The following is a 23,585-nucleotide window of genomic DNA, read 5'->3' as shown; positions in this document are numbered from 1 at the left end:
CGGTCTACTATGTGTCGATACGCTCGAAGGCGGCGGCGAACGCGAGCAGCGTCGTGTCGGTGCCGGGGAGGCCGTCGAAGGACAGCCCCACCGGGAGCCCGGCCGCCGTGCGGCCGGCCGGCACGGAGATGCTCGGGAGACCGGCGAACGCCGTCGGATCGGTGTTGCGCAGGTACGCGTCGAGGGTGCCGACGGGACGGCCGTTGATCTCGACCACGTCGTCCTGACCGATCGGACGCGCCGGGAGCCGAGGTCGTGGGCAGCACCAGCGCCTCGACCCGGTCTCCCCGGATGCACTCGGCGTACCGCGCCACGACCGCCGGCCGCACCCGTTCCAGGATCTCGACGTGGTGGGTGTCCGGGACCGGTTCGCCCCAGAGCTGGTCGGCGAGCCACCCGCGCTCCACCGGACCCGACCCGAGACGCCGTCCGGCGAGCTCCACCGGAGCGGACCGCTCTCCGGTCACCAGCTCGTCGACGAGCGCCGCCTCGGCGACGGTGCGGGTGATCGGGCCGATCGTGCCGCGCGTGGCCGACAGCGGGATCACGCCGTCGCCGGGACACCGCCCCGTGGTGGGGCGGAACCCGACACACCCGCAGAGGGCGGCCGGGATCCGGACGGAGCCCGCGGTGTCCGCGCCCAGCGCGAGCGGCACGACACCCGTCGCCACGGCGACGGCGCTGCCGCCGCTGCTGCCCCCGGCGACGAGGCGCGGGTCGTGCGGGTTGCGCGCGGCTCCGTAGGCGAGGTTGTGGGACGTGATCCGGGCCGACAGCTCGTGCATGCCGGTCTTCCCGACGACCAGGGCACCGGCGGCCCGCGGCGTCCGCACCACCGGGGCGTCGGCCGCAGGGCGCCAGTCCCGCAGGGCGGGCGTTCCGCCGGTGCACGGGAACCCGGCGACGTGGATGCTGTCCTTCACGGCGATCGGGACGCCGTCGAGCGGACCTCCGGTGGGTCCCGGCGTGGGCACGGAGTCGGCGATCGCGACGAACGCGTTCAGCCCTGCGATCTCCCGGGCGCGCTCCAGCGCGGCCTCGACCTCGTCGCTCATCGTCCGGTGCTCCCCGCGGCGCGGGTCGTCACCACGAGCGTGAGCGCGGCGAGCGCGGCGAGGCCGAGCAGCAGGACGGCCGGCGGGACGAGGTGGTCGAGGGCCGCCAGGGGGACGGCCGCGGCGAGCCCCAGGTAGGAGATCGCCTGGTAGGCGGCGGTGAGCCCGGCGAGCCGGCCGGGTGCCGCGATGCGCTGCACCTCGGTGAGGCCGCACACCTGGCAGCACCCGTAGCCCGCGCCGAGCACGACGGTCGCCACGAGGACGAGCAGCGGGTCGGCGGCGGCCGCGGCGCCGGCCGCCACGAGGAGGCCGGCGATCACGTTGGCCAGCGCCGTGGCGAGCAGGCGGCGGCTCCCGCCCCGGGCGACCCGGCGGGCCACGGGTACCACCGCCATCCCCGCGGCGGCGCCGAGCAGCGTGACCAGCGTGCAGAAGATCAGCGCGTACCCGCCGAGGCGGGGGCCGACGAGCCCGGGCAGGTAGGCGATGCCTACCGCCACCACGCCGAACACCCAGGGCGCCAGCGGCGCGACCACGGTGCGGAACCGCCGCGACGACAGCTCGGGGATGCGCAGCATGCCGCCGGCCGCGCCCGCGGTGTGCATCTCCGGGGTGCGGCGCACCAGCGGCAGGACGGCGAGGGTGAGCAGCAGGTGCGGCAGGTAGGGCAGCACGGTCCGGGCCGGCGCCCACTGCGCCAGCACGCCCGCGACCAGCGGGCCGAGGCCGAACCCCGCGGTCATCGCGACGGTCGCCCGGCGCGGGCCGCGCTCGCCGCCGTCGCTGAGCTCCCGGACCCAGGCCGCGCCGGCGCTGAAGCCGGCCCCGCTCGCGAACCCGGCGACGAGCCGGCCGGCGAAGAGCCACCCGACGCCCAGACCGCCGATGACCAGCAGGCCCGAGGCGACCGCGGACGCGGCCAGCGCGGCGAGGACGACCGGGCGCCTGCCGTACCGGTCGGACACGGGACCGCCGAACAGCAGGCCGGGGACCAGCCCGACGACGTACATCGCGAACACCGCCTGCACGGTCGCGGCGCCCACGCCCAGCTCCGCCCGGTACATCAGCAGCAGCGGGGCGAACTGCTGCGCGCCCCAGCCCACCGCCGCGACGGCCGCACCCGCTCCCCACCACACCCGGTCCCGCTGCCGCACTCCCACGTCCACCTCGTCCACGCCGGGGATGCTCCGCGCCCCCGGCCCGCATCACGAGTGGCGGCAACGCCAACATGCGTACAGTTCCGGACATGCCGCACTCCGTCGCCCTCGCCGTGACCGGCGGCTCCTCGCTGCTCGAGGTGGCCGTCGCCCACGACGTCTTCGGGATGGACCGCTCGGGCCTCGCCGACCCCTGGTACGACTTCGCGGTCTGCGCCCCGCCCGGGGCGGGCGTCGGCGGCTGGTTCCGGGTGAGCACCCCGCACGGGCTCGACCGGCTCGTCACCGCCGACACCGTGATCGTGCCGTGGAGCCACGACGTCGAGCAGGACCCGCCGGCCGACCTGGTCGCCGCCGTCCGGGCGGCGCACGAGGCCGGGGCGCGGGTCGCGTCGATCTGCACGGGCGCGTTCGTCCTGGCGGCGGCCGGGCTGCTCGACGGCCGCCGGGCCACCACCCACTGGATCCACGCCGAGCTGCTGGCCCGCCGCCACCCGCGGGTGCGGGTCGACCCGGACGTGCTCTACATCGACCACGGGGACGTGCTCACGTCCGCCGGCAAGGCCGCGGGCCTCGACCTGTGCCTGCACCTCGTCCGCAACGACCACGGCAGCGCCGTCGCCAACGCGCTCGCCCGCCGACTCGTCGTGCCGCCGCACCGGCCGGGAGGGCAGGCCCAGTTCATCCCCGCGCCGATCCCGCCCGATGCGGACGGCGGGCTGGGTGCGCTCCTCGGCTGGGCGCTGGAGCGCCTGCACGAACCGCTGACCGTCACCGACCTGGCCCGCGCGGCGAGGATGAGCGAGCGCACGCTCACCCGGCGGTTCCGGGCCGCCACCGGTACCACGCCGCTGCAGTGGCTGCTCACCCAGCGCGTGCACCGCGCACAGGAGCTGCTCGAGACCACCGACCTCGGCGTCGAGCAGGTCGCCGCGCGCACCGGCCTCGGTACGGCCGCGACGCTGCGCCGGCACTTCCACCGCGCCCTCGGCGTCCCGCCGGACGCCTACCGGCGCTCCTTCCACGGGCGGTCCCGACCGGCGGCGTAGAACGTCCACGCTTCCTGTCGGGGAATCCGGCTAGCGTGCTGGGCGTGGGGGACGGACTGGTCCAGGCGCGCGGGCTGCGCAAGCGGTTCGGCGAGTTCGAGGCCGTGCGCGGCATCGACGTCGACGTCGCGCGGGGTGAGGTGTTCGGCTTCCTGGGGCCCAACGGCGCCGGGAAGTCCTCCACCATGCGCATGATCGCCTGTGTCTCCCCGCGCTCGGCCGGCGAGCTGCAGGTGCTGGGTATGGACCCCACGGCCGACGGGCCGCGCATCCGGGCCCGGATCGGCGTGGTGCCGCAGCTCGACAACCTCGACCAGGAGCTGTCCGTCCGGCAGAACCTCGAGGTGTACGGGCGCTACTTCGGGCTGTCCCGCGCCCACGTGCGGGCCAAGGCCACGGAGCTGCTGGAGTTCGCGCAGCTGTCCGAGCGGGCCGACGCGATGGTCGAGCCGCTCTCGGGCGGGATGAAGCGGCGGCTCACCATCGCGCGGGCGCTGGTCAACGAGCCGGAGCTGCTGCTGCTCGACGAGCCCACCACCGGCCTCGACCCGCAGGCCCGCCACCTGCTGTGGGAGCGGCTGTACCGGCTCAAGCGCGAGGGCGTCACCCAGATCATCACCACCCACTACATGGACGAGGCCGAGCAGCTGTGCGACCGGCTCGTCGTGATGGACGGCGGGCTGATCGTGGCGGAGGGCTCGCCGGTGGAGCTGATCGAGCGCTACTCCACGCGCGAGGTGCTGGAGCTGCGGTTCCCGGCGGGTGCGGCGCCGCCGGCCGATGCCCTCGCACCGCACGTCGAGCGGGTCGAGGAGCTGCCCGACCGGCTGCTGCTCTACACCGCCGACGGCGAGCACGCCCAGGCCGCGGTCGCGAGCGCGGGCCACCGCCCGCTGTCGGCGCTCGTGCGCCGCTCCTCCCTGGAGGACGTGTTCCTCCGGCTCACCGGCCGGAGCCTGGTGGAATGAGCGCCGAGATCATCGCGCGATCCACCGGCCGGGCGCCCGGCGCGGTGCGCAGCGTGCTGCTCGTCGTCGAGCACTCCTGGGTGTGGTACCGGGGCAACTGGCGGGCCACGGTGGTGTCGTCGGTCCTGCAGCCGCTGCTGTTCCTGCTGGCGTTCGGCGTGGGGTTCGGGTCGCTGGTGCAGGGCGGCACCGGGGTCGCTTCGGCCACCGGCGGCATCCCCTACCTGGTCTGGCTCGCGCCCGCCCTGCTCGCCGTGTCGGCGGTGCAGACGGGCGCGTTCGAGTCGTCCTACCCGGTGCTCTCCGGCTTCAAGTGGCAGCGCCACTACCACGGGATGACGGCGGGCCCGGTCTCGCCGGCGCAGGTCGCGCTGGGCCACCTCACGTGGGTGGTCCTCAAGATGTCCGGCTCCGGCGTCGTGTTCGTCGTCGTGATCGCGCTGTTCGGCGGGGTGACGAGCCCCGGGATCGTGGTGTCGCTGCTCGTCGCGGTGCTCACCGGCGCGGCGGTGGCGGCGCTGGTCACCGCGTTCTCGGCCACCGTCGAGAGCGAGGGCGCGGCGTTCAGCGTGTTGTTCCGGTTCGTCGTCATCCCGATGACGCTCTTCTCCGGCACGTTCTTCCCGGTCGAGCGGCTCCCGGCCTGGGTGCAGCCGGTGGCCTGGGTGTCGCCGTTGTGGCACGGCACCGAGGTCGCCCGGGCGGCCGCGCTGAACCGCTGGCAGCCGCTCGCGGCCGTCGGCCACACGGCGTACCTGCTGGTGCTGCTCGTGCTCGGTGCGGTCCTCGCCACCCGGCTCTACACCAGCAGGCTCCAGCCGTGACCGCTGTCGACGAGCCGGCCGCGGCCCCGCCGGCGGGCGCCACGGCCGCGCTGGTCCGGCTCCTGCTGCCGGCCGGCAGCTACGCGGGCCGTTCGCACGCGCTGCTGCTGCGCGCGGCCACGGCGTCCGGGCGGGCGTGGCTCGCGTTCGTCTCGGGGTTCTTCGAGCCCGTGTTCTACCTGCTCGCGATGGGCCAGGGCCTCGGCTCCATGGTCGGCACGCTGCCCGGCCCGGACGGCGCCCCCATCAGCTACGCCGCGTTCATCGCGCCGGGCCTGCTCGCGGCGTCGGCGATGAACGGCGCGGTCTTCGACTCCACCTTCAACGTGTTCTTCAAGCTGAAGTACGGCCGCATCTACGACGCCATGCTCGCCACCCCGCTCGGCCCGGTCGACATCGCGCTCGGTGAGATCGGCTGGGCCCTCATCCGCGGCGGCCTCTACGCGCTCGGCTTCATCGCGGTGATGGGCGGGTTCGGGCTCCTGGTCTCGCCCTGGGCGCTGCTCGCGCTCCCGGCGGCGCTGCTCGTGGCGTTCGCGTTCGCGGCCGTCGGCATGGCCGCCACCTCGTACATGCGGTCCTGGCAGGACTTCGACCTGATCACCCTCGTGATCCTGCCGATGTTCCTGTTCTCCACCACGTTCTACCCGCTGTCGGTCTATCCCCGGTGGCTGCAGATCGTCGTGGAGTGCCTACCGCTCTACCACGCCGTGGAGCTGATGCGCGGGCTCACCACGGGCGTCGTGCACGTCGGGCTGCTCGGGCACCTCGCCTACTTCGCGGTGATGATCGTGTTCGGCGTGGTCGTCGCGGCCCGGCGGCTGGACGCACTGCTGCTGAGGTAGTCCGCCGACCGGAACGGCAGCGGTGCGACCCATGATCGATCCGACCAGCCACAGCGGCCGTGACCACGCTGAGGCGCGACTCGTAACGCATGATCGGCTCGAGCAGTACACCAGCGCGGTTGCCGCGACCGTGAGGTGCTGCTCGGCGCGGCCGACGACCGGGGTGCCGCGTTCCGCCGAACGCCCCGGCGCCCACCCCGTGGCGACCATGATCGACGAATGCGGTCACAGAGCCGCACGGGTGCGGCCTGCGAACCGCATGCGCTGATCAAGCCTGGGCATCGGCCTCCGAGTTGTTCGTGGGGTAGCCCGCGATGCGGGTGGCGCTCCTCGTCGCGGCGGCCGTTCTGCGCCGTGCTCCGGGGATGGTGGACGACCGGGCGGGTGACGCCGTGATCCGGTCGGGCGCATCGCCCCCCGCACCGCCCGGGGAGAGGGACAATGTCGGCATGACGGTCCTCTCGCCGGGCTCCACCCGGACCGATCTCGTACGGAACGTCGTGGTGGCGCTGCTCGCGATCGCGCAGGTCGTGGTGGCGGTGATGGCCGGCGACGCGGTCGGAGTGGTCGCGCGCGCGTACGCCAGCCCGCTCCTCGCCGCGGACTGGGCGTTCGTGGTGTGGCTGCCGATCTACGCCGGGTTCATCGGCTACGCGGTCTACCAGGCCCTGCCAGCGCAGCGGGCCCGCCAGATCCACCGTCACACGGGGTGGTGGATGGCGGCCTCGGCCGTGTTCAACATCGGCTGGGTGCTGTCGTTCGGGTCCCGGTGGCTACCGCTGGCGGAGCTGATGATCATCGGGTTGCTGGTGAGCATCGCCCTCGTCTTCGGCCGGTACAGCCGGGCGCCCGCCGAGAGCACGGTGGAGCGCGTCGTGGCACGTGGCACCGTCGCGGTCTATGCGGGCTGGGTCTCCATGGCCACGCCGCTGGGTACCGCGGCCACCGGTGTCTGGGTCGGGCTGCCCGGCGCCGGGGCGCTCGCCGCGATCGCCGCCGTCGTGGTGCTCCTCGCCGTCACCGCGATCGTGTCGTGGGCGGTGATCTCGGGCACGGCCGTCGTGCCGTTCGGGGTCGGCGCGGTGTGGGCGATCGTCGGCATAGCGCTGAACGACCCGCCGGCCGCCGTCGTGATCGCCGGGGCGATCGCGATCGTGATAATCCTCGCGGCCATTGCGCGCCGGATCAGCACAGCCGGTTACCCGGTGCGCGCCGCCTGGGGCTGACGCCTCCGGCCCGGCCGCGGGGGAGCCCGTTCCGGCACGGGGCTACCCTGGACCGACATGACGGCACCGTCGATTTTCCCGGACCTCGAGCCGCTGCTCCCGCGCGTCTCGAAGCCGGTGCAGTACGTCGGCGGCGAGCTGAACGCGCAGGTGAAGGACTGGGAGTCGGCCGCCGTCCGGTGGGCTCTCATGTATCCGGACGCATACGAGGTCGGGTTGCCCAACCAGGGCGTCATGATCCTCTACGAGCTCCTCAACGAGCGCCCGGACTCGCTCGCGGAGCGCTGCTACGCGGTCTGGCCGGATCTCGAGGCGCTGATGCGCGAGCACGGCGTCCCCGCGTTCACCGTCGACAGCCACCGGCCGCTGGGCGCGTTCGACCTGCTCGGAGTGAGTTTCTCCACCGAGCTCGGCTACACGAACCTGCTCACGGCGCTCGACCTCGCGGGCATCCCGCTGCACGCCGCCGATCGGGGGACGGACCATCCGATCGTGGTCGCGGGTGGCCACGCGGCGTTCAACCCGGAGCCCGTGGCCGACTTCGTCGACGTCGCGGCGATCGGCGACGGCGAGGAAGTGGTCGGCGAGGTCACCGACGTCGTCAAGGCGTGGAAGGCGGAGGGGCGCCCCGGCGGGCGGCGCGAGCTGCTGCTGCGGCTGGCGGCCGTCGACGGCTGCTACGTGCCCTCGCTGTACGAGGTGAGTTACGGCGCCGACGGCGCGATCGCCTCCGTCACCCCGGTCGACGAGCGCGTGCCCCGCACCGTCACCAAGCGCACCACCAGCGACCTGGACGCGTGGCCGTACCCGAAGCAGCCGCTGGTGCCGCTGGCCGAGACCGTGCACGAGCGCGCGAGCGTGGAGATCTTCCGCGGGTGCACGCGGGGTTGCCGGTTCTGCCAGGCCGGGATGATCACGCGCCCGGTGCGGGAGCGGTCGTTGCAGGGCATCGGTGAGATGGTCGATTCCGCCGTGCGCGCGAGCGGTTTCGACGAGGTCGGCCTGCTGTCGCTGTCGAGCGCCGACCACTCCGAGATCGCGGAGATCACCAAGGGCCTCGCCGACCGCTACGAGGGCTCCAACACCTCGCTGTCGCTGCCGAGCACCCGCGTCGACGCGTTCAACATCGATCTCGCCAAGGAGATCTCGCGCAACGGCCGCCGCTCCGGGCTCACGTTCGCCCCGGAGGGCGGATCGGAGCGGATGCGGCGCGTGATCAACAAGATGGTGTCCGAGGACGACCTCATCCGCACCGTGTCCGAGGCGTTCGGGCAGGGCTGGCGGCAGGTGAAGCTCTACTTCATGTGCGGGCTGCCCACCGAGGAGGACGAGGACGTCCTGCAGATCGCGGACATGGCGCACAACGTGATCCGCGCCGGCCGCGAGGCGTCGGGCCGCAACGACGTGCGCTGCACCATCTCGATCGGCGGGTTCGTGCCCAAGCCGCACACGCCGTTCCAGTGGGCGGCGCAGGCTCACCCCGACGTCGTCGACGCGCGGCTGCGCAAGCTGCGGGAGAAGGTCAACAGCAACCGCAAGCTCGGCCGCAACGTCGGCATGCGCTACCACGACGGCGAGCCGTCGCTGATCGAAGGCCTGCTCGCGCGGGGCGACCGCCGCGTCGGGCGCGTGATCGAGCGGGTGTGGCGCGAGGGCGGCCGGTTCGACGGGTGGAGCGAGCACTTCTCCTACCAGCGCTGGGTGGACGCCTCCGCGGCCGAACTGGAGCCGCTGGGCGTCTCGCTCGACTGGTTCACCACGCGGGAACGCGACCGCGACGAGGTGCTCCCGTGGGACCACCTCGACTCCGGGCTGGAGCGCGACTGGCTCTGGGACGACTGGCAGGACGCGCTCGCCGGGCGTGAGCAGGACGACTGCCGGTGGACCCCGTGCTTCGACTGCGGCGTGTGCCCGGCCACGGGCACCGACATCGAGGTGGGCCCGAGCGGCACCACGCTGCTGCCGCTCACCGTGGTGAACCCCATCCAGGGGAACGCGGGCGCGGGTGGCTGAGGTCACCGGGACCGAGTTCGGGCAGGAGATCGCCATTCGCGTGGCCGACGAACGCGACATCGCCGTGCTCGCCGGGCTGCGGCGCTCCTGGCTGGAGGAGCGCCTCGGGTACCCGGTCGAGGACCCGGGGTTCGAGGCCGCGTTCGCGCAGTGGTGGCGGGTGGAGCTGCCGCGCCGCACGTTCTGGCTCGCCGAGGTCGGCTCGCCCCGCAGCGGCTACACGGCCGTCGGCTCGATCAACGTGCTGGAGATCGTCCACATGCCCCGCCCCGGCGCCCGGGGCGGGCGGATCGGGCACGTGGGCAACGCCTTCGTCCTCGCCTCCTTCGCCGACCGCGGCGTGCCCGGCGCCCTCCTCAACGCGGTGGTGGAGCACGCCCACACCCGCCGCTACCGCCGCCTCCTCCTGGCCCCGACGGCCGGGAGCGCGCCCTTCTACCGGCGGGCCGGCTTCGTGCCGGCGGGGGACGGGTTCCTGGTGCTCGAACCGGACCACGCCGGGTAACGGCGGGACAGCGGCCGCTCAGGCTGCCCGCTGGAGCCACCACCGGCCGGAGTCGATCTCGAAACTCCGGTCGGGGCCGAGCCAGCGGCCGCTCATGGAGCGCCCGGTGGGATCGAGGACAAGCTGTACGACGCCGTGGTAGACGGCGCCCCGGTAGTAGCCGGCGGGGGCCGCGGACTGAAGATCGCCGAGGAGCAGCGCCTGCGGTTCGTCGAGCTCTACATGGCCGCGCTCGACGCGGCCGGGATGTCGACGGACCCCGCGTTCCGGGAGGCCGTGCGCGAGCACGTCGAGTTCGGCTCCCGCGTCGCCATGCAGAACTCGCACGCGAGCACCGACGACGAGCTGCACCCGCTGCGCGAGGTTCCCCGCTGGACCTGGGCGGGCGAGGGCTGAGCACCGGTCTGCCGCCGCTGGCTACCGTGATCGGCGTGGAACCTTCCCGCACCGTTGTATTCGATCTCGGCGAGGTGCTCGTGCCGTCGACCGGGGTGATGCCGCTGCTCGCGGCCGAGCTGGGGATCACCGAGGCCGAGCTCGCCCCGGCTTACTGGTCCGGCCGGGCGGCCTACGACCTGGGCGGCAGTGCCGAGGAGTACTGGACGGCCGTGTTGGCGGCGCTCGGTCGCGCGCCGGAGGCGCGGCTGCTGGACCGGCTCACGGAGGCGGACTCGGTGAAGTGGTCGACGTTGCCGCAGGCGAGCGCGGATCTGCTCGCGCACCTGCAGGGCCGGGACGAGCGGATCGGTGTCCTGTCCAACGCCCCCGGTCCGCTCGCGGCGGCCGTGCGCGCCGCCGAGTGGAGTGCGGGCGTGGCGCATCTCGTGTTCTCGGCCGACGTCGCGCTGGTGAAGCCCGACCCGCAGATCTACACCCACGCCGACTCGGTGTACGGCACCGAGCCGGGCGAGGTCGTGTTCTTCGACGACAAGGTGGAGAACGTCGAGGCGGCGCGGGCCCACGGCTGGGACGCGCACGTCTGGGCGGGTGGCGCCGCCGCGCTCGACGTGCTGGACCGGTGAGGCGGCCCGCCGGCCCGTCCTGAGCGCCGCATCGGCCCGCTGATCGACCGGAGGGATTGCCCGGGTTTGCGCGCCGCGTTATGTTAGCGCTATCGGTAGCGCTAACATCTGCTGACCGGGGTGCCCCGCACCCCACCGGTCGCGCCGATCGGTGCAGGCCGCTCAACAACGTCGTGTGAGGGAGAGGCCTGTGTGGACGATGAGATCGACGATCCGTGTGGTGGCGTTCGCGGCAGTGGCCGCCGTCGCCGCCGCGGGGTGCAGCACCAGTGACGCCCAACGGGCCGCCGACTCCGGCGGGCAGCCCGCGCTCGGCGTGGTCCAGGGCGACCCGGGGAGCTCGGTCGAGCACCGGACTCCAGCCGATGTGGATCTTCCCGGCAAGCGCATCGCTCTGATCGCCTTCGCCAACAACCCGTTCTGGGATGCGGTCATCCAGGGCGCGGAGGCCGCGAACCGGGACCTCTCCGCGCACGGCGTGACCGTCGACTACATCACCGCCGGCGCGACCATGGACGTCCCGACCGTCGAGAACGCGCTCAACTCCGCCGTCGGCCAGGGCTATGACGCGATCGGCGTGGTCTCGCTCGCCGACGGGGCGTGCCCGGCGATCGGCCGGGCGGCCGCGTCGGTCCCGGTCGCGACGTTCATCGCCGAGGGGAACTGCTCGCAGGAGTCGGGCTCGGTGTTCTTCCGCGGCCAGCCGGCCGTCGACGCCGGGGCGAAGGCGGCTACGGCGATGGCCCAGGCCACCGGGTGCACCGGCAGCGTCGGCATCATCACCGGGTCGTTCTCCGTGCAGCAGCACGAGGAGCGGCGGCAGGGCTTCGTCGACGCATACGCCGCAGCGTGCCCGGACTCGCCGGTCGTGGGCACCGTCGAGAACGGCGACGACGCCGGCACCGCGCTCAGCCAGGCCAACGACTTCATGACCGCCAACCCGGACCTGCGCGGCATCTACGTGACGGCGGGCGGCCCCTTCGGAGCGGCCCAGGCCGTGCGGCAGCGCGGCCGGACCGGGCAGGTCGCGGTGGTCGCCTACGACTTCGTCCCGCAGAACGTGGACCTCATCCGCTCCGGCGTGATGCAGGCGGCGATCGGCCAGGACCCGTACGGCTCCAGCTACGACACCGCCGTCGACCTGTTCAACATGCTTGCCGGCCAGGCGGGGCCCGCCGAGTACTTCCAGCCGGTCAACGTCGCGGTGATGACGAAGGACAACGTCGCCGAGGTGCTCGAGTCCCAGGGGACGGAGTGACGGGGCCGCTCCTGGCCGTCCGCTCGCTGCGCAAGTCGTTCGGCGGGGTCGCAGCGCTCGCGGGGGTCGACCTCGCGCTCCGCCCCGGTGAGGTCCACGCCCTGCTCGGGGAGAACGGAGCCGGGAAGTCCACGCTCGTGGCGGCCTGCTCGGGGGCCATCACCCCGGACGGCGGGGAGATCCTCCTCGACGGTGCCCCGGCCCAGTTCGCCGGGCCGCACCAGGCCGCGCAGGCAGGCATCGCCGTCGTGCACCAGGAACCGGCGCTCGCGCCGAGCCTGACCGTGCTGGAGAACCTGCTCCTCCCCGAGCTGGCACATTCCGGATGGCACCGGCCCTGGCGGCCGCGGCGGCGGCGGACCGAGGTGGCCGCCGCGCTGCGCGAGGCCGGCCTCGACCTGGACCTCGGCGCCAAGGTCGCCGACCTCTCGGTGTCGTCCCGCCAGCTGGTCGAGATCGCGAAGGCGTTGTCGGCCGAACCCCGCGTGTTGTTCCTCGACGAGCCGAACTCGGCCCTCTCACCGGCGGAGACGACTCGCCTGTTCGACGTCGTGCGGCGGCTGTGCTCCTCGAGCGCCGCGGTCGTGCTCATCAGCCATCGGATCAGCGAGGTGTTCGCGATCGCCGACCGCGCGACGATCCTGCGCAACGGCCACAGCGTGTGGTCGGGCTCGATCGCCGACACGACCCCCGCGGAGGCCATCGCCACGATCTCGGAGGGCCACCAGTCGGTGACCGGGCGCGGGCGGCCAGGAGTGGCGACGGCCGGCGTCCCGGCATCCGACCGGCCCGCCGACGAGCCGCTGCTCGAGTGCGAGGGGCTCACCCGCCGCGGCGAGTTCTCCGACGTCTCGCTCGAGGTGCGGGCCGGTGAGATCGTCGGCGTGTCCGGGTTGGTCGGCGCGGGCCGCACCGAGGTCGCCCGCTGCCTGTTCGGGCTCAGCCGGCCCGACCGCGGCACGATCCGCGTGCTGGGTGAACCGGTCCGGTGGCGCGGACCCCGCGACGCCATCGCGAAGGGGATCGCGTTCGTCCCCGAGGACCGCGCCGAGCAGGGTGTGTTCTCCGGGATGAGCGTGCGGTGGAACCTGCGCGCCGCGGCGGCAGGCCTGCGGCGTACGGGGGCTGGGCAGGCACCCACACCCGAGGAGCTCGCCGATCGGCTCGGCATCAAGGCCAACTCGCTCGGTGACCCCATCTCCAGCCTCTCCGGGGGCAACCAGCAGAAGGCCGTGATCGGGCGCTGGCTGATGGCCCGGCCGAGGGTGCTCATCCTCGACGAACCGACCCGCGGCATCGACGTCGGAGCGAAGGACCAGATCTACGGCGTCGTCCGCGGCCTCGCCGCCGAGGGCATGGGCGTGTTGCTGATCTCCAGTGAGGTCGAGGAGATCGGCGAGCTCGCGACCCGGGTCGTCGTGATGCGGCGGGGCGGGATCGCGGCGGAGGTCCCGGAGCCCACCGATGTCAGATCGATCATGGCCGCGTCGTTCGGAGAAGAAGCAGCATGAGCAGCACGACTGAAATCGACGCGCGGTCCGCGGTGGCCACCGGCCCGACCGCGGACTCCTGGCTGCGCCGGACGGGCCGCAAGCCCGAGTTCGGGGTGGCGCTGGTGATCCTCGCGCTCGCCGTCTGCATCGCGATCGGGAACCCGAACTTCGCCACCAGCGCCAACCTCTTCAACCTGCTCCGCTCCATCGCGATCACCGGCATCGTCGCGGTCGGGATGACCTTCGTCCTGATCGCGGGCGAGCTGGACCTGTCCGTCGGGTCGGTCGTGGCGCTCTCGGGCGTCACCGCCTTCACCGTGGCAGCCGAGACGTCGTCGCTGCTCGCCATCCCGGTCGGCCTGATCGCCGGCGCCCTGGCCGGCCTCGTGTCCGGTCTCGTCGTCACGAGGATCCGGGTCAACTCCTTCATCGTCACGCTCGGCATGCTGTCGGTGGCGCGGGGTCTCGCCCTCCTCGTCACGGGCGGGTTGCCCGTCGACGGACCGCCCGCGCTGCAGGCGCTCGGACAGGGTGCTCTCGGTCCGGTCCCGGTGCAGGTGATCATCCTGCTGGTGATCGCGGTCGTCGGTCAGCTGGTGCTGACCCGCACGGTGTTCGGCAACCAGGTCCAGGCGGTCGGCGACAACCCCGAGGCCGCCCGGCTGTCCGGGATCCCCGTCGCCCGGATCAAGGTGGCCTGCCTGGTCCTGGTGGGCCTGCTCGCCGGCCTGGCCGGCCTCATCCGCGGCGCGCAACTCGGTGTGGCCGAGCCGAACGCCGCGGTCGGGCTCGAGCTGAGCGTGATCGCCGCGGTGATCATCGGAGGCACGAGCCTGTCGGGCGGGCGGGGGAGCGTCACCGGTGCCCTGCTCGGCGCGGTACTCCTCGGGCTGATCCAGAACGCCTTCGTCCTGCTGCACCTGTCGAACTTCCTGCAGGTGCTCAGCACCGGGTTGATCATCATCTTGGCGGCGGCGTTCGACCGGCTGCGGGTACGGCGCTCGCGCCGCTGAAGGCCGCTGCAGACGGTCGCGTCGTGCGAGACCGGGTGCGCTGCCCAGGCTTGATCAGCGCATGCGGTCCTCAGGCCGCATCCGTGCGGCTCTGTGACCGCACTCGACGGTCACGGTCGCCACGCGTCGGGACGCGGGGTGTTCCGGAACCGGCCCCGACCGTCCACCGGCTCGGCATGCATCGAGTGCTGCCTAGACTTCCCGCCATGGCTCGTGTCCGCCCGGGGGAGGCCGCCAACCCCGCCCCGCCCACCGTCCAACGGGTGCGGCTGCGCTTCGCCAAACGGGGACGGCTGCGGTTCCTCTCCCACCGCGACGTGGCCCGCAGCTTCGAGCGGGCCGTGCGGCGGGCCGGGGTGCCGGTGTCGCATTCGCACGGGTTCAGCCCGCACCCGAGGCTGTCGTGGGTCGGTGCGGCCCCCACCGGCACGGCCAGCGAGGCCGAGTACGTGGAGATCGGGCTGACGCGCCCCGTCGACCCGCAGGTGCTCGTGGCCGCCCTGGACGCCGCCCTGCCCGAGGGGCTCGACGTGCTCGCGGCCGCCGTCGCGGAGGGTGCGTCGCTGGCGGAGCGGATCGAGGCCAGCAGCTGGGTCGTCGAGCTGCCCGGGGTCGACCCCGCGGAGCTGCGGGCCGCGCTGTCCGCACTCCTCGAACGGGAGTCGGTGGTCGTCGAACGCGTCACACCGTCGGGCCGCCGCATGATCGACGTGAGGGCCGCTCTCGTACGTGCCCACGTGCGGGATTCGGCCGGGGAAGGTGCCGCACCGTCGGGTGGCGCGATGCCGATACCCCCCGATCGGGCGGGAGTCTGTGCGATACTGACGGCGGTCGTGCGGCAGACGACACCCGCCGTTCGACCCGACGACGTGTTGGGTGCACTCGATGTTGTCGCGGGCCTCAGGCCGCCATCGCCCGCCAGGGCGACCCGGACGGCCCAGGGACTGCTCGACCATCAGGGCCACCTGGCCGACCCACTCGGCTGAAGGCCGGGTCACCGCCCGGGCCTGATCCGGTGGGCCGGCACCGGGTGCACCGGTGCCCGTACCGGGCAACCGGCAACCGGCTCGCCGTCGAGGAGTACCGCCCTCCGGGGCGGAGCGAGACCAGAGGATTGCTCGTCGCGCAGCGCGGCGAGAGAGAACTGCACGTGGCCCCTGCGCGGCCGCCTCCGGACCGGAGGCGCCCGGGGGCGGAGGAGCTGGATGTCGAATACCGAAACGCCCGCCGGTACGCCCGGCGGGCATGTCACCGTACCCGCGCTGGACGATCTCCCCGAAAGGATGCGGGTGCACGCGCTCGCCAGAAGGCTCGCACGTACCAGCCGCGAAGTGCTTGCGGCACTGGCTTCGCTGGGCGTCGAGGTGCGCAGTGCCCAGTCCAGCGTCGACAAGAAGGTCGCCGAGCAGGTAGCCGCCACGCTCGACCCGCAGAAGGAGCAGCAGGACGCGGGCGAGCCGGAGGAGGGCGAGCCGGCCGCGGAGTCCGGCGCCGCGCTGGCGCCGGTGTTCGCCGCACCCACCCCGGTGTTCCAGGCCCCCACCCGGCCGAGCCGCAAGCGCGCGCAGGCCGAGCCCGCCGAACGCCCGGCCGAGGAGCCGGCCGCCGAGCCGGCGGCCGAGTCCGCCGCCGACACCGCCCCCGCGGCGGCTGCCGACGACGAGGGCGACGACCCCGACGACGGCAGCGGTCGCCGGCGCAGGCGGCGCGGTCGCCGCGGACGCGGCCGGGGCCGCGGCGTGGACGGCACCGACGACGAGACCGCCGAGGACGGCGCCGGCGAGTCGGGGGATAGCACCTCCGACGAGGGGGACGAGCCGGCCGAGGCCGACACCGAGGACGAACCCGACGACGAGGGCGACCAGGACGAGGCCGCCCAGGGCGACGGGGGCTCCTCGCGCAGGCGCAGGCGCAGGCGCCGCCGCCGCGGCTCGGGCGACGACTCGGCCGACCCGGCCGACGACGGCGACCCGCCCAACACGGTCACCAAGGTGCGGGCGCCGCGTGAGGCGCGCGACGACGAGGGCGACGGCGTGCAGAGCGTCCGCGGCTCCACGCGGCTGGAGGCCAAGCGCCAGCGCCGCCGCGACGGGCGCGACGCCGGGCGCAGGCGGGCGCCGATCCTGTCGGAGGCCGAGTTCCTGGCCCGCCGGGAGTCGGTGGACCGTTCGATGGTGGTGCGCGAGCGCGGCGACCGCATCGAGATCGCGGTGCTCGAGGACGACGTCCTCGTCGAGCACTTCGTCAACAGCACCGGTGGCCGCGACGGCAGCACCGGGAAGTCCCTGGTCGGCAACATCTACCTCGGCCGCGTCCAGAACGTGCTGCCGAGCATGGAGGCCGCGTTCGTCGACATCGGCCGCGGCCGCAACGCCGTGCTCTACGCCGGCGAGGTCGACTGGGACGCCGCGGGGCTCGGCGGCAAGCAGCGCCGGATCGAGCAGGCGCTCTCCAGCGGCGACAGCGTGCTCGTCCAGGTCACGAAGGACCCCATCGGTCACAAGGGAGCCCGGCTCACCACCCAGATCAGCCTGGCGGGCCGGTTCCTCGTCTACGTGCCGAGCGGCGGCGCCGCCGGGATCAGCCGCAAGCTCCCCGACATCGAACGCAAGCGGCTCAAGGACATGCTCAAGGAGATCGTCCCCAGCGAGGCCGGGGTGATCATCCGTACCGCATCGGAGGGCGTGAGCCAGGAGGCCCTCGAGCGCGACGTCCGCCGGCTGCAGGCGCAGTGGGAGGTCGTGAAGGACAAGGCGGAGACCACCGGCCCGAGCAAGCCCAAGGCGCCGGTGCTCCTCTACGAGGAGCCGGACCTGCTCATCAAGGTCGTCCGGGACCAGTTCAACGAGGACTTCTCCCGCCTCATCGTCGAGGGCGACGACGCGTGGGACACGCTCGCGGGCTACGTCGGGCACGTCGCGCCCGAGCTCGCCGACCGGTTGCACCGGCACATCGGGCCGAACGACGCGTTCGCCGAGTACCGGATCGACGACCAGCTGCTCAAGGCGCTCGATCGCAAGGTGTGGCTGCCCTCCGGGGGCACCCTGGTGATCGACCGCACCGAGGCCATGACGGTCATCGACGTCAACACCGGCAAGTTCACCGGCTCCGGCGGCAACCTCGAGGAGACCGTCACCCGCAACAACCTCGAGGCGGCCGAGGAGATCGTGCGCCAGCTCCGGCTGCGCGACATCGGCGGCATCATCGTCATCGACTTCATCGACATGGTGCTCGAGGCCAACCGCGATCTCGTGCTGCGCAGGCTCACCGAGTGCCTCGCCCGCGACCGCACCCGCCACCAGGTGGCCGAGGTCACCTCGCTCGGGCTCGTCCAGATGACCCGCAAGCGCGTCGGTGGCGGGCTGCTGGAGCACTTCTCCACCCCGTGCGAGCACTGCCGCGGACGCGGGGTGATCGTCAACGCCGAGCCCGCGCCGGGCGGCAGCCGGCAGGAGCGCCCCGAGCGCGCCGAGCGGCCCGAACGGGAGGGCCGCCGGTCCTCCCGCGGTGGCCGCGGTCGGCGCGACGGCGAGGACCGCAACGGTCACGACGTGCGCAAGCCCGAGCCGGCGGTGGCCAGCAACGGCAACGGCAACGGCGCCCGCAACGGCAGCCACGCCGAGGCGGTCAGCGCCGATGCCTCCGTCGATGCCTCGGCCGATGTCACCGCCGATGCCTCCGTCGACGTCGGTGCCCCCGACCCGGTCGTCACCCCCGCGGTGCTCGACCCGGTGCCGGCCGCACCGGCCCCGGCGTCGGAGACCCCGGCCGCCGACGAGCCCGCGGCGCCCACCAACAGGCGGGTGCGGCGCAGCGCCCGCCGCGGCGTGGTCGAGACCTCGCCCGCGGCCGGCCCGGTGGACGTCGCGGCCGACGCGGTCGAGGAGGTGGTCGTCGAACGCTCGGTCGCGTCGGCGCAACCCGGGGCCGCCGCCCCCGAACGGTCCGGCGCCGAACAGGCGAACACCGGGTCGGTCGCGGCCGCGGAGGCGCCCGAGGAGCGCCCTCGCCGTCGCCGTGGCCGCGTCACCCGCACCGGTGGTGCCCCTTCGGCCGCTGCCGGCGACGCGCCCGTCGCGGCCGTGCTCACGGTGCCGAGTGCGGCGGAGCCCGCGGCGGCACCCGTGTCGGTGCCGCCGCAGCCCGAGCCCACCCCGCCCGCCCGGCCACGCCGGGCCCGGAGGGCGGCGTCGCGGCCGGCCGGCCCGCCCGCGGCCGAGGCCGAGGGAGACCCGGCGTGACCGGCCCTCGAACCCGTCGGGTAACCTGGCAAATCAGCGCCGCGCTCCGAAGCAGTCGCGGCCCGCGCAGGGAATCCCTGTGACACGACCCTCGAGCTTCAGGAGCAGTGCGTCGATGTACGCGATCGTCAAGACCGGCGGTAAGCAGTACAAGGTGGCCGTCGACGACGTGGTCACCGTCGAGAAGATCGACGGGGAGCCCGGCGCCGAGCTGAGCCTGCCGGCTGTGCTCCTGGTGGACGGCGACGACGTCACCACCGACGCCGCGGCGCTCTCGGCCGCCTCGGTCACCGCCAAGGTGGTCGAGCACACCAAGGGCCCGAAGATCCGCATCCACAAGTTCAAGAACAAGACCGGGTACCACAAGCGTCAGGGGCACAGGCAGCCCCTCACCAGGGTCCAGGTCACCGGCATCTCGCTGTGACATTCAACTACTGAGGAGGACGCCTCCATGGCTCACAAGAAGGGTGCGTCCAGCTCGCGCAACGGCCGCGACTCCAACGCACAGCGCCTCGGCGTGAAGCGCTTCGGCGGTCAGGCCGTCAACGCGGGCGAGATCCTCGTCCGCCAGCGCGGCACCAAGTTCCACCCGGGTCTCGGCGTCGGCCGGGGCGGCGACGACACGCTGTTCGCGCTGGTCGAGGGATCGGTCGAGTTCGGCTACGCGAAGGGCCGCAAGGTCGTCAACGTGGTGCCGGCGCAGGCCTGAGGCCTGCAGCAGAACCTGTCAACGGCGGGCCGCCCGAGGGGTGGCCCGCCGTTGTCGTGTGAGGAGAGTCGATGTCGAAGTTCGTTGACCGCGTGGTGGTGCACGCCACCGCGGGCGCGGGCGGCAACGGCTGCGCCTCCGTGCACCGGGAGAAGTTCAAGCCGCTGGGCGGCCCGGACGGCGGCAACGGCGGTCGTGGTGGGTCCGTCGTGCTGGTCGTCGATCCCGGGGTGCACACCCTGCTCGACTTCCACCACCGCCCGCACGCCGCCGCCCGCAACGGCAAGCAGGGGCAGGGCGGGTTCCGGGCCGGCGCCAACGCCGACGACCTGGAGCTGCGTGTCCCCGACGGCACGGTCGTGTTCGGCCCGGACGGCGAGATCGTCGCCGATCTCGTCGGCGCGGACACCCGGTACGTCGCCGCGTCCGGGGGCCGTGGTGGCCTGGGCAACGCCGCGCTCGCCTCCTCGGCGCGCAAGGCGCCCGGGTTCGCGCTGCTCGGCGAGCCGGGGGAGTCCTGCGACCTGGTGCTCGAACTGCGCTCGATGGCCGACGTCGGGCTCGTCGGCTTCCCGTCGGCCGGGAAGTCGTCGCTGGTAGCGGCGCTGTCCGCGGCGCGACCGAAGATCGCCGACTACCCGTTCACCACGCTCGTGCCCCAGCTCGGGGTGGTCACGGCGGGGGAGAACGTGTTCACCGTCGCCGACGTGCCGGGCCTGATCCCGGGCGCCTCGGAAGGGCGCGGCCTCGGGCTGGACTTCCTGCGCCACATCGAGCGCTGCTCGGTGCTGGTGCACGTCGTCGACTGCGCCACCTACGAGCCGGGCCGCGACCCGGTGTCGGACGTCCAGGCGCTCGAGGACGAGCTGGCCCAGTACACGCCCGCCCTCGGTGGCGAGCTCGCCGACCGGCCCCGGCTCGTCGCGCTCAACAAGGTCGACGTGCCGGACGCCGCCGACCTGGCCGACATCGTCGCCGATGAGCTCAGGGAGCGCTACGGCTGGCCGGTGCTGCCGATCTCCACCGCGTCCCGGGCGGGGCTGCGGGAGCTGTCGTTCGCGATGGCCGAGCAGGTCCGCGCCCACCGGGCGGCCCAGCCGGTGGCCGAGCCCACGCGGATCGTGCTGCGCCCGCGGGCCGTGGACGACGCAGGCTTCACGGTCGAGCCCGACCCGGAGCTGCCCGGCGGCTTCATCGTGCGCGGCGCCCGGCCGGAGCGCTGGATCCGGCAGACCGCCTTCGACAACGACGAGGCCGTCGGCTACCTCGGGGATCGCCTCGCCCGCCTCGGCGTGGAGGACGCCCTGGCCAAGTCCGGCGCGGAGCCGGGCTGCCCGGTCACGATCGGCGACGTCACGTTCGACTGGGAGCCGAGCACCCCGTCCGGGGTGGCGGTGATGATGTCCGGCCGGGGCACCGACCGGCGCCTCGAGCAGAACGGTCGGGTGTCGGCCGCCGAACGCAAGACAGCCAAGGCGGAACGCCGCAGGCACCACACGGACGAGGAACTGTGGTCGGCGGAGGACGAGGCCGAATGACCCGGCGCACCCCCACCCCGAACCGCAGCATGGTGGCCATACTCCGGTTCAACCGGAGTATGGCCACCATGCTGCGGTCTGGGGGCGTGGGGTGAACGCGCGGCGTCGGCTCGCCGCCGCGCGGCGCATCGTCGTCAAGGTCGGCTCCTCCTCGCTCACCAGCCTCGACGGGGGGATCGACCCGGCGCGCCTCTCGGCGCTCGTCGACGCCCTCGCCGCGCGCCGGGAGAGCGGGAGCCAGGTGGTGCTCGTCTCGTCGGGCGCGATCGCGGCGGGGCTCGCCCCGCTCGGGCTCACGCGCCGGCCCCGCGACCTCGCCACCCAGCAGGCCGCCGCGGCCGTGGGGCAGTTGCTGCTCGCGGAGGCGTACGCGTCGGCGTTCGGCAGGCACGGGCAGCCGATCGGACAGGTGCTGCTCACCGCCGACGACATGATCCGCCGCGCGCACTACCGCAACGCCCAGCGCACCTTGGAGCGGCTGCTCGGGCTCGGCGTGCTGCCGGTCGTCAACGAGAACGACACGGTCGCCACCGACGAGATCCGGGTGGGCGACAACGACCGGCTCGCCTCGCTGGTGGCGCACCTGATCGGCGCCGAGGGCCTGGTGCTGCTCTCCGACGTCGACGGCCTCTACGACGGCGATCCACGCCGGCCCGGCTCCCGGCTGCTGTCCGAGGTGGACGCCCCGGCCGACCTGGAGGCGGTGCAGGTGGTGAGCGCCCGGGCCGGCTCGCTCGGCACCGGTGGCATCGCCACCAAGATCACGGCGGCCGCGATGGCCGCCGCGGCGGGCATCCCCGTGCTGCTCGCCGCGGCCGAGGACGTCGGTGCGTCGCTCGACGTGGCGGAGGCCGGCCCGAAGATCGGCACCGCCTTCCGGCCGTCGGGCAGGCGGATGTCGGCGCGGAGGTTCTGGCTGCGCCACGCCGCTGACGTGCGCGGCGCACTCGACCTGGATGCGGGCGCCGTCGCCGCGGTGATCGACCGCAGGCGTTCGCTGCTCGCGGCCGGCATCCACGGCATCTCGGGCGACTTCGTCGCGGGTGACGTCGTCGACCTCGTCGGGCCGTACGGCGTGGTCGTCGCGCGCGGGGTGGTGGGCTTCGACGCCACCGAGCTCCCCGAGCTCATCGGCAGGCGCAGCCGTGACCTCGCCCCCGAGCAGCGCCGCGAGGTCGTGCACGCAGACGACCTCGTGCCGATGGCGGGTCCCTGACGATCGGCTGCCGGGTTGGCGGGGCGCGCTCCGGCCACCAGACTCGTCGGTGTGGACGCCGAGCGGGCTCGTAGCCGGATGGTCGACGCCCTGCGCGGGGCGGGTCGGGTGCGCTCGGCGGCGGTGGAAGAGGCGTTCCGCGCCGTTCCGCGCCACCTGTTCCTGCCGGGACTCGCCGTGCCGGACGCCTACGTCGACGAGGCGGTCGCCGTGCAGTTCACCGAGGGCGTGGCCACCAGTTCGGCGTCGCAGCCCTCGATGATGGCGATCATGCTCGAGCAGCTGGACCTGCGGCCCGGCCATCAGGTTCTCGAGATCGGGGCCGGCACGGGCTACAACGCCGCGCTGATGTCGCGGATCGTGGGACCTGCCGGTTCGGTCACCTCCGTCGACATCGACGAGGAGCTGGTCGACCGCGCCGCCGTGCACCTGGCGTCCGCGCAGCTGTACGGCGTCGACCTGGTGGCGGCGGACGGTGCCCACGGCCACCCGCCCGGCGCCCCGTACGACCGGATCGTGCTCACGGTGGGCAGCGACGACGTGCGACCCGAGTGGGTGGCGCAGCTCGCGCCGGGTGGACGGCTGCTGCTGCCGCTCGCGGTGCGCGGCAGCCAGCTGTCGGTCGCGCTGGACCTTGGCCCGGACGGCGTGCTGCGTAGCGACTCGGTGCGCAGCTGCGCGTTCATCCGGCTGCGCGGGGCGGCGGCGGGCGGCGACGCGAGCCGGTTGCTCGACGACCTGGGCGTCGCGCTCCAGACCCCGGACGACATCCCGCAGCCGGACCTGGCGGCGGTCGCCTCCGCCTTGGCCGACCCCCGGGAGCGCCGCGCCGCGCCGGTCCCGCTGGGCGCGGTGGACGTCTGGGACGGCTTCGGGTTGTGGCTCGCCCTGACGGAGGCGGGCACGTGCCGGTTGCTGGCGGTGGAGCCCGAGACCGGGTTGCCGGACGACCTGCTCCCCCTCGGCTCCACGGGCGGCACGGTGGCGTTGACGGACCCGGCCGATGAGCCGGGGCTCGCCGCGGTGGTGTCGGACGAGCCGGCGGGGCCCGGCCCGGGAGCGGTGGCCGTGCGCGTGTTCGGTCCGGGCGGCGCCGCGCAGGCCGACCGGCTGCTGGCGGCCCTGGACGCCTGGATCGCGGCGGGCAGGCCCGGCGCGGCGGACTGGCGCCTCACGGTGGTCCCGACAGGTGTGGACGCCCCCGCGCTACAAGCCCCGCAGGTGATCGTAAAAAACAACTGCCGGGTACTGGCGGAACGCCCGACCCGCGTCATGGCTCCATAGTGCTGTTTTGAGGGTGCTGCAGACAGCACTATGGAGCCATAGTGGGCGCTCCTGACTGATCCGTGGGTCGCGGGGCGCGCCTGTGTAGGCGGCACGCCGCTCCCGCTTAGGTTCCTGAACTGTCGAGGATCAGGTGCCATAGAGCGGAGAGCGGTGTGCCTGCAGG

The 23,585-nt window shown here is 73.8% G+C and carries 21 protein-coding genes and 1 pseudogene; 19 read left to right on the top strand and 3 right to left on the bottom strand.

Features of this window, described 5'->3' with window-relative positions; genetic code table 11:
• Window positions 1-7: 7 nt before the first annotated feature.
• The 3 genes and pseudogenes from ACU436_RS30120 to ACU436_RS30110 form a co-directional block, all read right to left on the bottom strand.
• Window positions 8-217, bottom strand: a complete 210-nt coding sequence (locus ACU436_RS30120; RefSeq protein WP_459030672.1) for an amidase family protein — start codon at window positions 215-217, stop codon at window positions 8-10.
• A 247-nt stretch (window positions 218-464) separates the two neighbouring features.
• Window positions 465-1,055: pseudogene (locus ACU436_RS30115) on the bottom strand (amidase); the annotation flags it as partial.
• Complete coding sequence (locus tag ACU436_RS30110; protein WP_459030387.1) at window positions 1,052-2,233, bottom strand: MFS transporter; 1,182 nt, start codon at window positions 2,231-2,233, stop codon at window positions 1,052-1,054. The pseudogene ACU436_RS30115 and the gene ACU436_RS30110, both read right to left, overlap by 4 nt.
• Window positions 2,234-2,286: 53 nt before the next feature.
• Here ACU436_RS30110 and ACU436_RS30105 point away from each other — a divergent pair, with 53 nt between their 5' ends.
• The 19 genes from ACU436_RS30105 (at window position 2,287) to ACU436_RS30015 (ending at window position 23,419) form a co-directional block, all read left to right on the top strand.
• Window positions 2,287-3,264, top strand: a complete 978-nt coding sequence (locus tag ACU436_RS30105) for a helix-turn-helix domain-containing protein (RefSeq protein WP_459030386.1) — start codon at window positions 2,287-2,289, stop codon at window positions 3,262-3,264.
• Between the two features lie 44 nt (window positions 3,265-3,308).
• The gene (locus ACU436_RS30100; protein WP_459030385.1) at window positions 3,309-4,232 is read left to right on the top strand and encodes an ABC transporter ATP-binding protein; all 924 of its coding nucleotides are present in this window, start codon (window positions 3,309-3,311) and stop codon (window positions 4,230-4,232) included.
• Complete coding sequence (locus ACU436_RS30095; RefSeq protein WP_459030384.1) at window positions 4,229-5,056, top strand: ABC transporter permease; 828 nt, start codon at window positions 4,229-4,231, stop codon at window positions 5,054-5,056. Before ACU436_RS30100 ends, ACU436_RS30095 begins: the two co-directional genes overlap by 4 nt.
• Window positions 5,053-5,901: an ABC transporter permease gene (locus tag ACU436_RS30090; RefSeq protein ID WP_459030383.1), complete on the top strand. Its 849-nt coding sequence runs from the start codon at window positions 5,053-5,055 to the stop codon at window positions 5,899-5,901. Before ACU436_RS30095 ends, ACU436_RS30090 begins: the two co-directional genes overlap by 4 nt.
• Before the next feature lie 449 nt (window positions 5,902-6,350).
• Window positions 6,351-7,127 (top strand): hypothetical protein, encoded by a 777-nt coding sequence (locus ACU436_RS30085; protein ID WP_459030382.1) that lies wholly within the window; start codon window positions 6,351-6,353, stop codon window positions 7,125-7,127.
• A gap of 57 nt (window positions 7,128-7,184) precedes the next feature.
• Window positions 7,185-9,140 carry a TIGR03960 family B12-binding radical SAM protein gene (locus ACU436_RS30080; protein ID WP_459030381.1) on the top strand — a complete coding sequence of 652 codons (1,956 nt, stop codon included), beginning with the start codon at window positions 7,185-7,187 and terminating at the stop codon, window positions 9,138-9,140.
• Window positions 9,133-9,645, top strand: a complete 513-nt coding sequence (locus ACU436_RS30075) for a GNAT family N-acetyltransferase (protein ID WP_459030380.1) — start codon at window positions 9,133-9,135, stop codon at window positions 9,643-9,645. Before ACU436_RS30080 ends, ACU436_RS30075 begins: the two co-directional genes overlap by 8 nt.
• A 135-nt stretch (window positions 9,646-9,780) precedes the next feature.
• Window positions 9,781-10,041, top strand: coding sequence for a globin family protein (locus tag ACU436_RS30070; protein ID WP_459030379.1), 261 nt, complete (start codon window positions 9,781-9,783; stop codon window positions 10,039-10,041).
• Window positions 10,042-10,076: 35 nt separating this feature from the next.
• Window positions 10,077-10,667 carry an HAD-IA family hydrolase gene (locus tag ACU436_RS30065; protein WP_459030378.1) on the top strand — a complete coding sequence of 197 codons (591 nt, stop codon included), beginning with the start codon at window positions 10,077-10,079 and terminating at the stop codon, window positions 10,665-10,667.
• Window positions 10,668-10,887: 220 nt separating this feature from the next.
• Window positions 10,888-11,925 (top strand): sugar ABC transporter substrate-binding protein, encoded by a 1,038-nt coding sequence (locus ACU436_RS30060; protein WP_459030377.1) that lies wholly within the window; start codon window positions 10,888-10,890, stop codon window positions 11,923-11,925.
• The gene (locus tag ACU436_RS30055) at window positions 11,922-13,436 is read left to right on the top strand and encodes a sugar ABC transporter ATP-binding protein (protein WP_459030376.1); all 1,515 of its coding nucleotides are present in this window, start codon (window positions 11,922-11,924) and stop codon (window positions 13,434-13,436) included. The genes ACU436_RS30060 and ACU436_RS30055 overlap by 4 nt, the downstream gene beginning before the upstream one ends.
• On the top strand, window positions 13,433-14,431 hold the full coding sequence (locus ACU436_RS30050) for an ABC transporter permease (RefSeq protein WP_459030375.1): 999 nt from the start codon (window positions 13,433-13,435) through the stop codon (window positions 14,429-14,431). The genes ACU436_RS30055 and ACU436_RS30050 overlap by 4 nt, the downstream gene beginning before the upstream one ends.
• 206 nt (window positions 14,432-14,637) lie before the next feature.
• Window positions 14,638-15,417 (top strand): TIGR03936 family radical SAM-associated protein, encoded by a 780-nt coding sequence (locus tag ACU436_RS30045; protein WP_459030374.1) that lies wholly within the window; start codon window positions 14,638-14,640, stop codon window positions 15,415-15,417.
• A gap of 219 nt (window positions 15,418-15,636) precedes the next feature.
• The gene (locus tag ACU436_RS30040) at window positions 15,637-18,672 is read left to right on the top strand and encodes a translation initiation factor IF-2 N-terminal domain-containing protein (protein WP_459030373.1); all 3,036 of its coding nucleotides are present in this window, start codon (window positions 15,637-15,639) and stop codon (window positions 18,670-18,672) included.
• Between the two features lie 115 nt (window positions 18,673-18,787).
• Window positions 18,788-19,096, top strand: a complete 309-nt coding sequence (rplU, locus tag ACU436_RS30035; protein ID WP_459030372.1) for a 50S ribosomal protein L21 — start codon at window positions 18,788-18,790, stop codon at window positions 19,094-19,096.
• A gap of 27 nt (window positions 19,097-19,123) precedes the next feature.
• Window positions 19,124-19,381: a 50S ribosomal protein L27 gene (gene rpmA, locus ACU436_RS30030; protein WP_075950519.1), complete on the top strand. Its 258-nt coding sequence runs from the start codon at window positions 19,124-19,126 to the stop codon at window positions 19,379-19,381.
• A gap of 71 nt (window positions 19,382-19,452) precedes the next feature.
• Complete coding sequence (gene obgE / locus ACU436_RS30025) at window positions 19,453-20,919, top strand: GTPase ObgE (RefSeq protein ID WP_459030370.1); 1,467 nt, start codon at window positions 19,453-19,455, stop codon at window positions 20,917-20,919.
• A 91-nt stretch (window positions 20,920-21,010) separates the two neighbouring features.
• Window positions 21,011-22,135, top strand: a complete 1,125-nt coding sequence (gene proB, locus ACU436_RS30020) for a glutamate 5-kinase (protein ID WP_459030369.1) — start codon at window positions 21,011-21,013, stop codon at window positions 22,133-22,135.
• Between the two features lie 51 nt (window positions 22,136-22,186).
• On the top strand, window positions 22,187-23,419 hold the full coding sequence (locus ACU436_RS30015) for a methyltransferase domain-containing protein (RefSeq protein WP_459030368.1): 1,233 nt from the start codon (window positions 22,187-22,189) through the stop codon (window positions 23,417-23,419).
• Window positions 23,420-23,585 lie beyond the last annotated feature (166 nt).

Source organism: Pseudonocardia wallangbongensis, from assembly GCF_054486945.1.
This window is presented reverse-complemented; position numbering and strand designations above follow the sequence as displayed.

Bases quoted from the DNA above. Each gene is read 5' to 3' on its own strand.
- ACU436_RS30105 (WP_459030386.1), top strand. From the start codon at position 2,287: ATGCGTACAGTTCCGGACATGCCGCACTCCGTCGCCCTCGCCGTGACC.
- ACU436_RS30095 (WP_459030384.1), top strand. From the start codon at position 4,229: ATGAGCGCCGAGATCATCGCGCGATCCACCGGCCGGGCGCCCGGCGCG.
- ACU436_RS30085 (WP_459030382.1), top strand. From the start codon at position 6,351: ATGACGGTCCTCTCGCCGGGCTCCACCCGGACCGATCTCGTACGGAAC.
- ACU436_RS30080 (WP_459030381.1), top strand. From the start codon at position 7,185: ATGACGGCACCGTCGATTTTCCCGGACCTCGAGCCGCTGCTCCCGCGC.
- ACU436_RS30050 (WP_459030375.1), top strand. From the start codon at position 13,433: ATGAGCAGCACGACTGAAATCGACGCGCGGTCCGCGGTGGCCACCGGC.
- ACU436_RS30045 (WP_459030374.1), top strand. From the start codon at position 14,638: ATGGCTCGTGTCCGCCCGGGGGAGGCCGCCAACCCCGCCCCGCCCACC.
- ACU436_RS30040 (WP_459030373.1), top strand. From the start codon at position 15,637: ATGTCGAATACCGAAACGCCCGCCGGTACGCCCGGCGGGCATGTCACC.
- rplU (WP_459030372.1), top strand. From the start codon at position 18,788: ATGTACGCGATCGTCAAGACCGGCGGTAAGCAGTACAAGGTGGCCGTC.
- rpmA (WP_075950519.1), top strand. From the start codon at position 19,124: ATGGCTCACAAGAAGGGTGCGTCCAGCTCGCGCAACGGCCGCGACTCC.
- obgE (WP_459030370.1), top strand. From the start codon at position 19,453: ATGTCGAAGTTCGTTGACCGCGTGGTGGTGCACGCCACCGCGGGCGCG.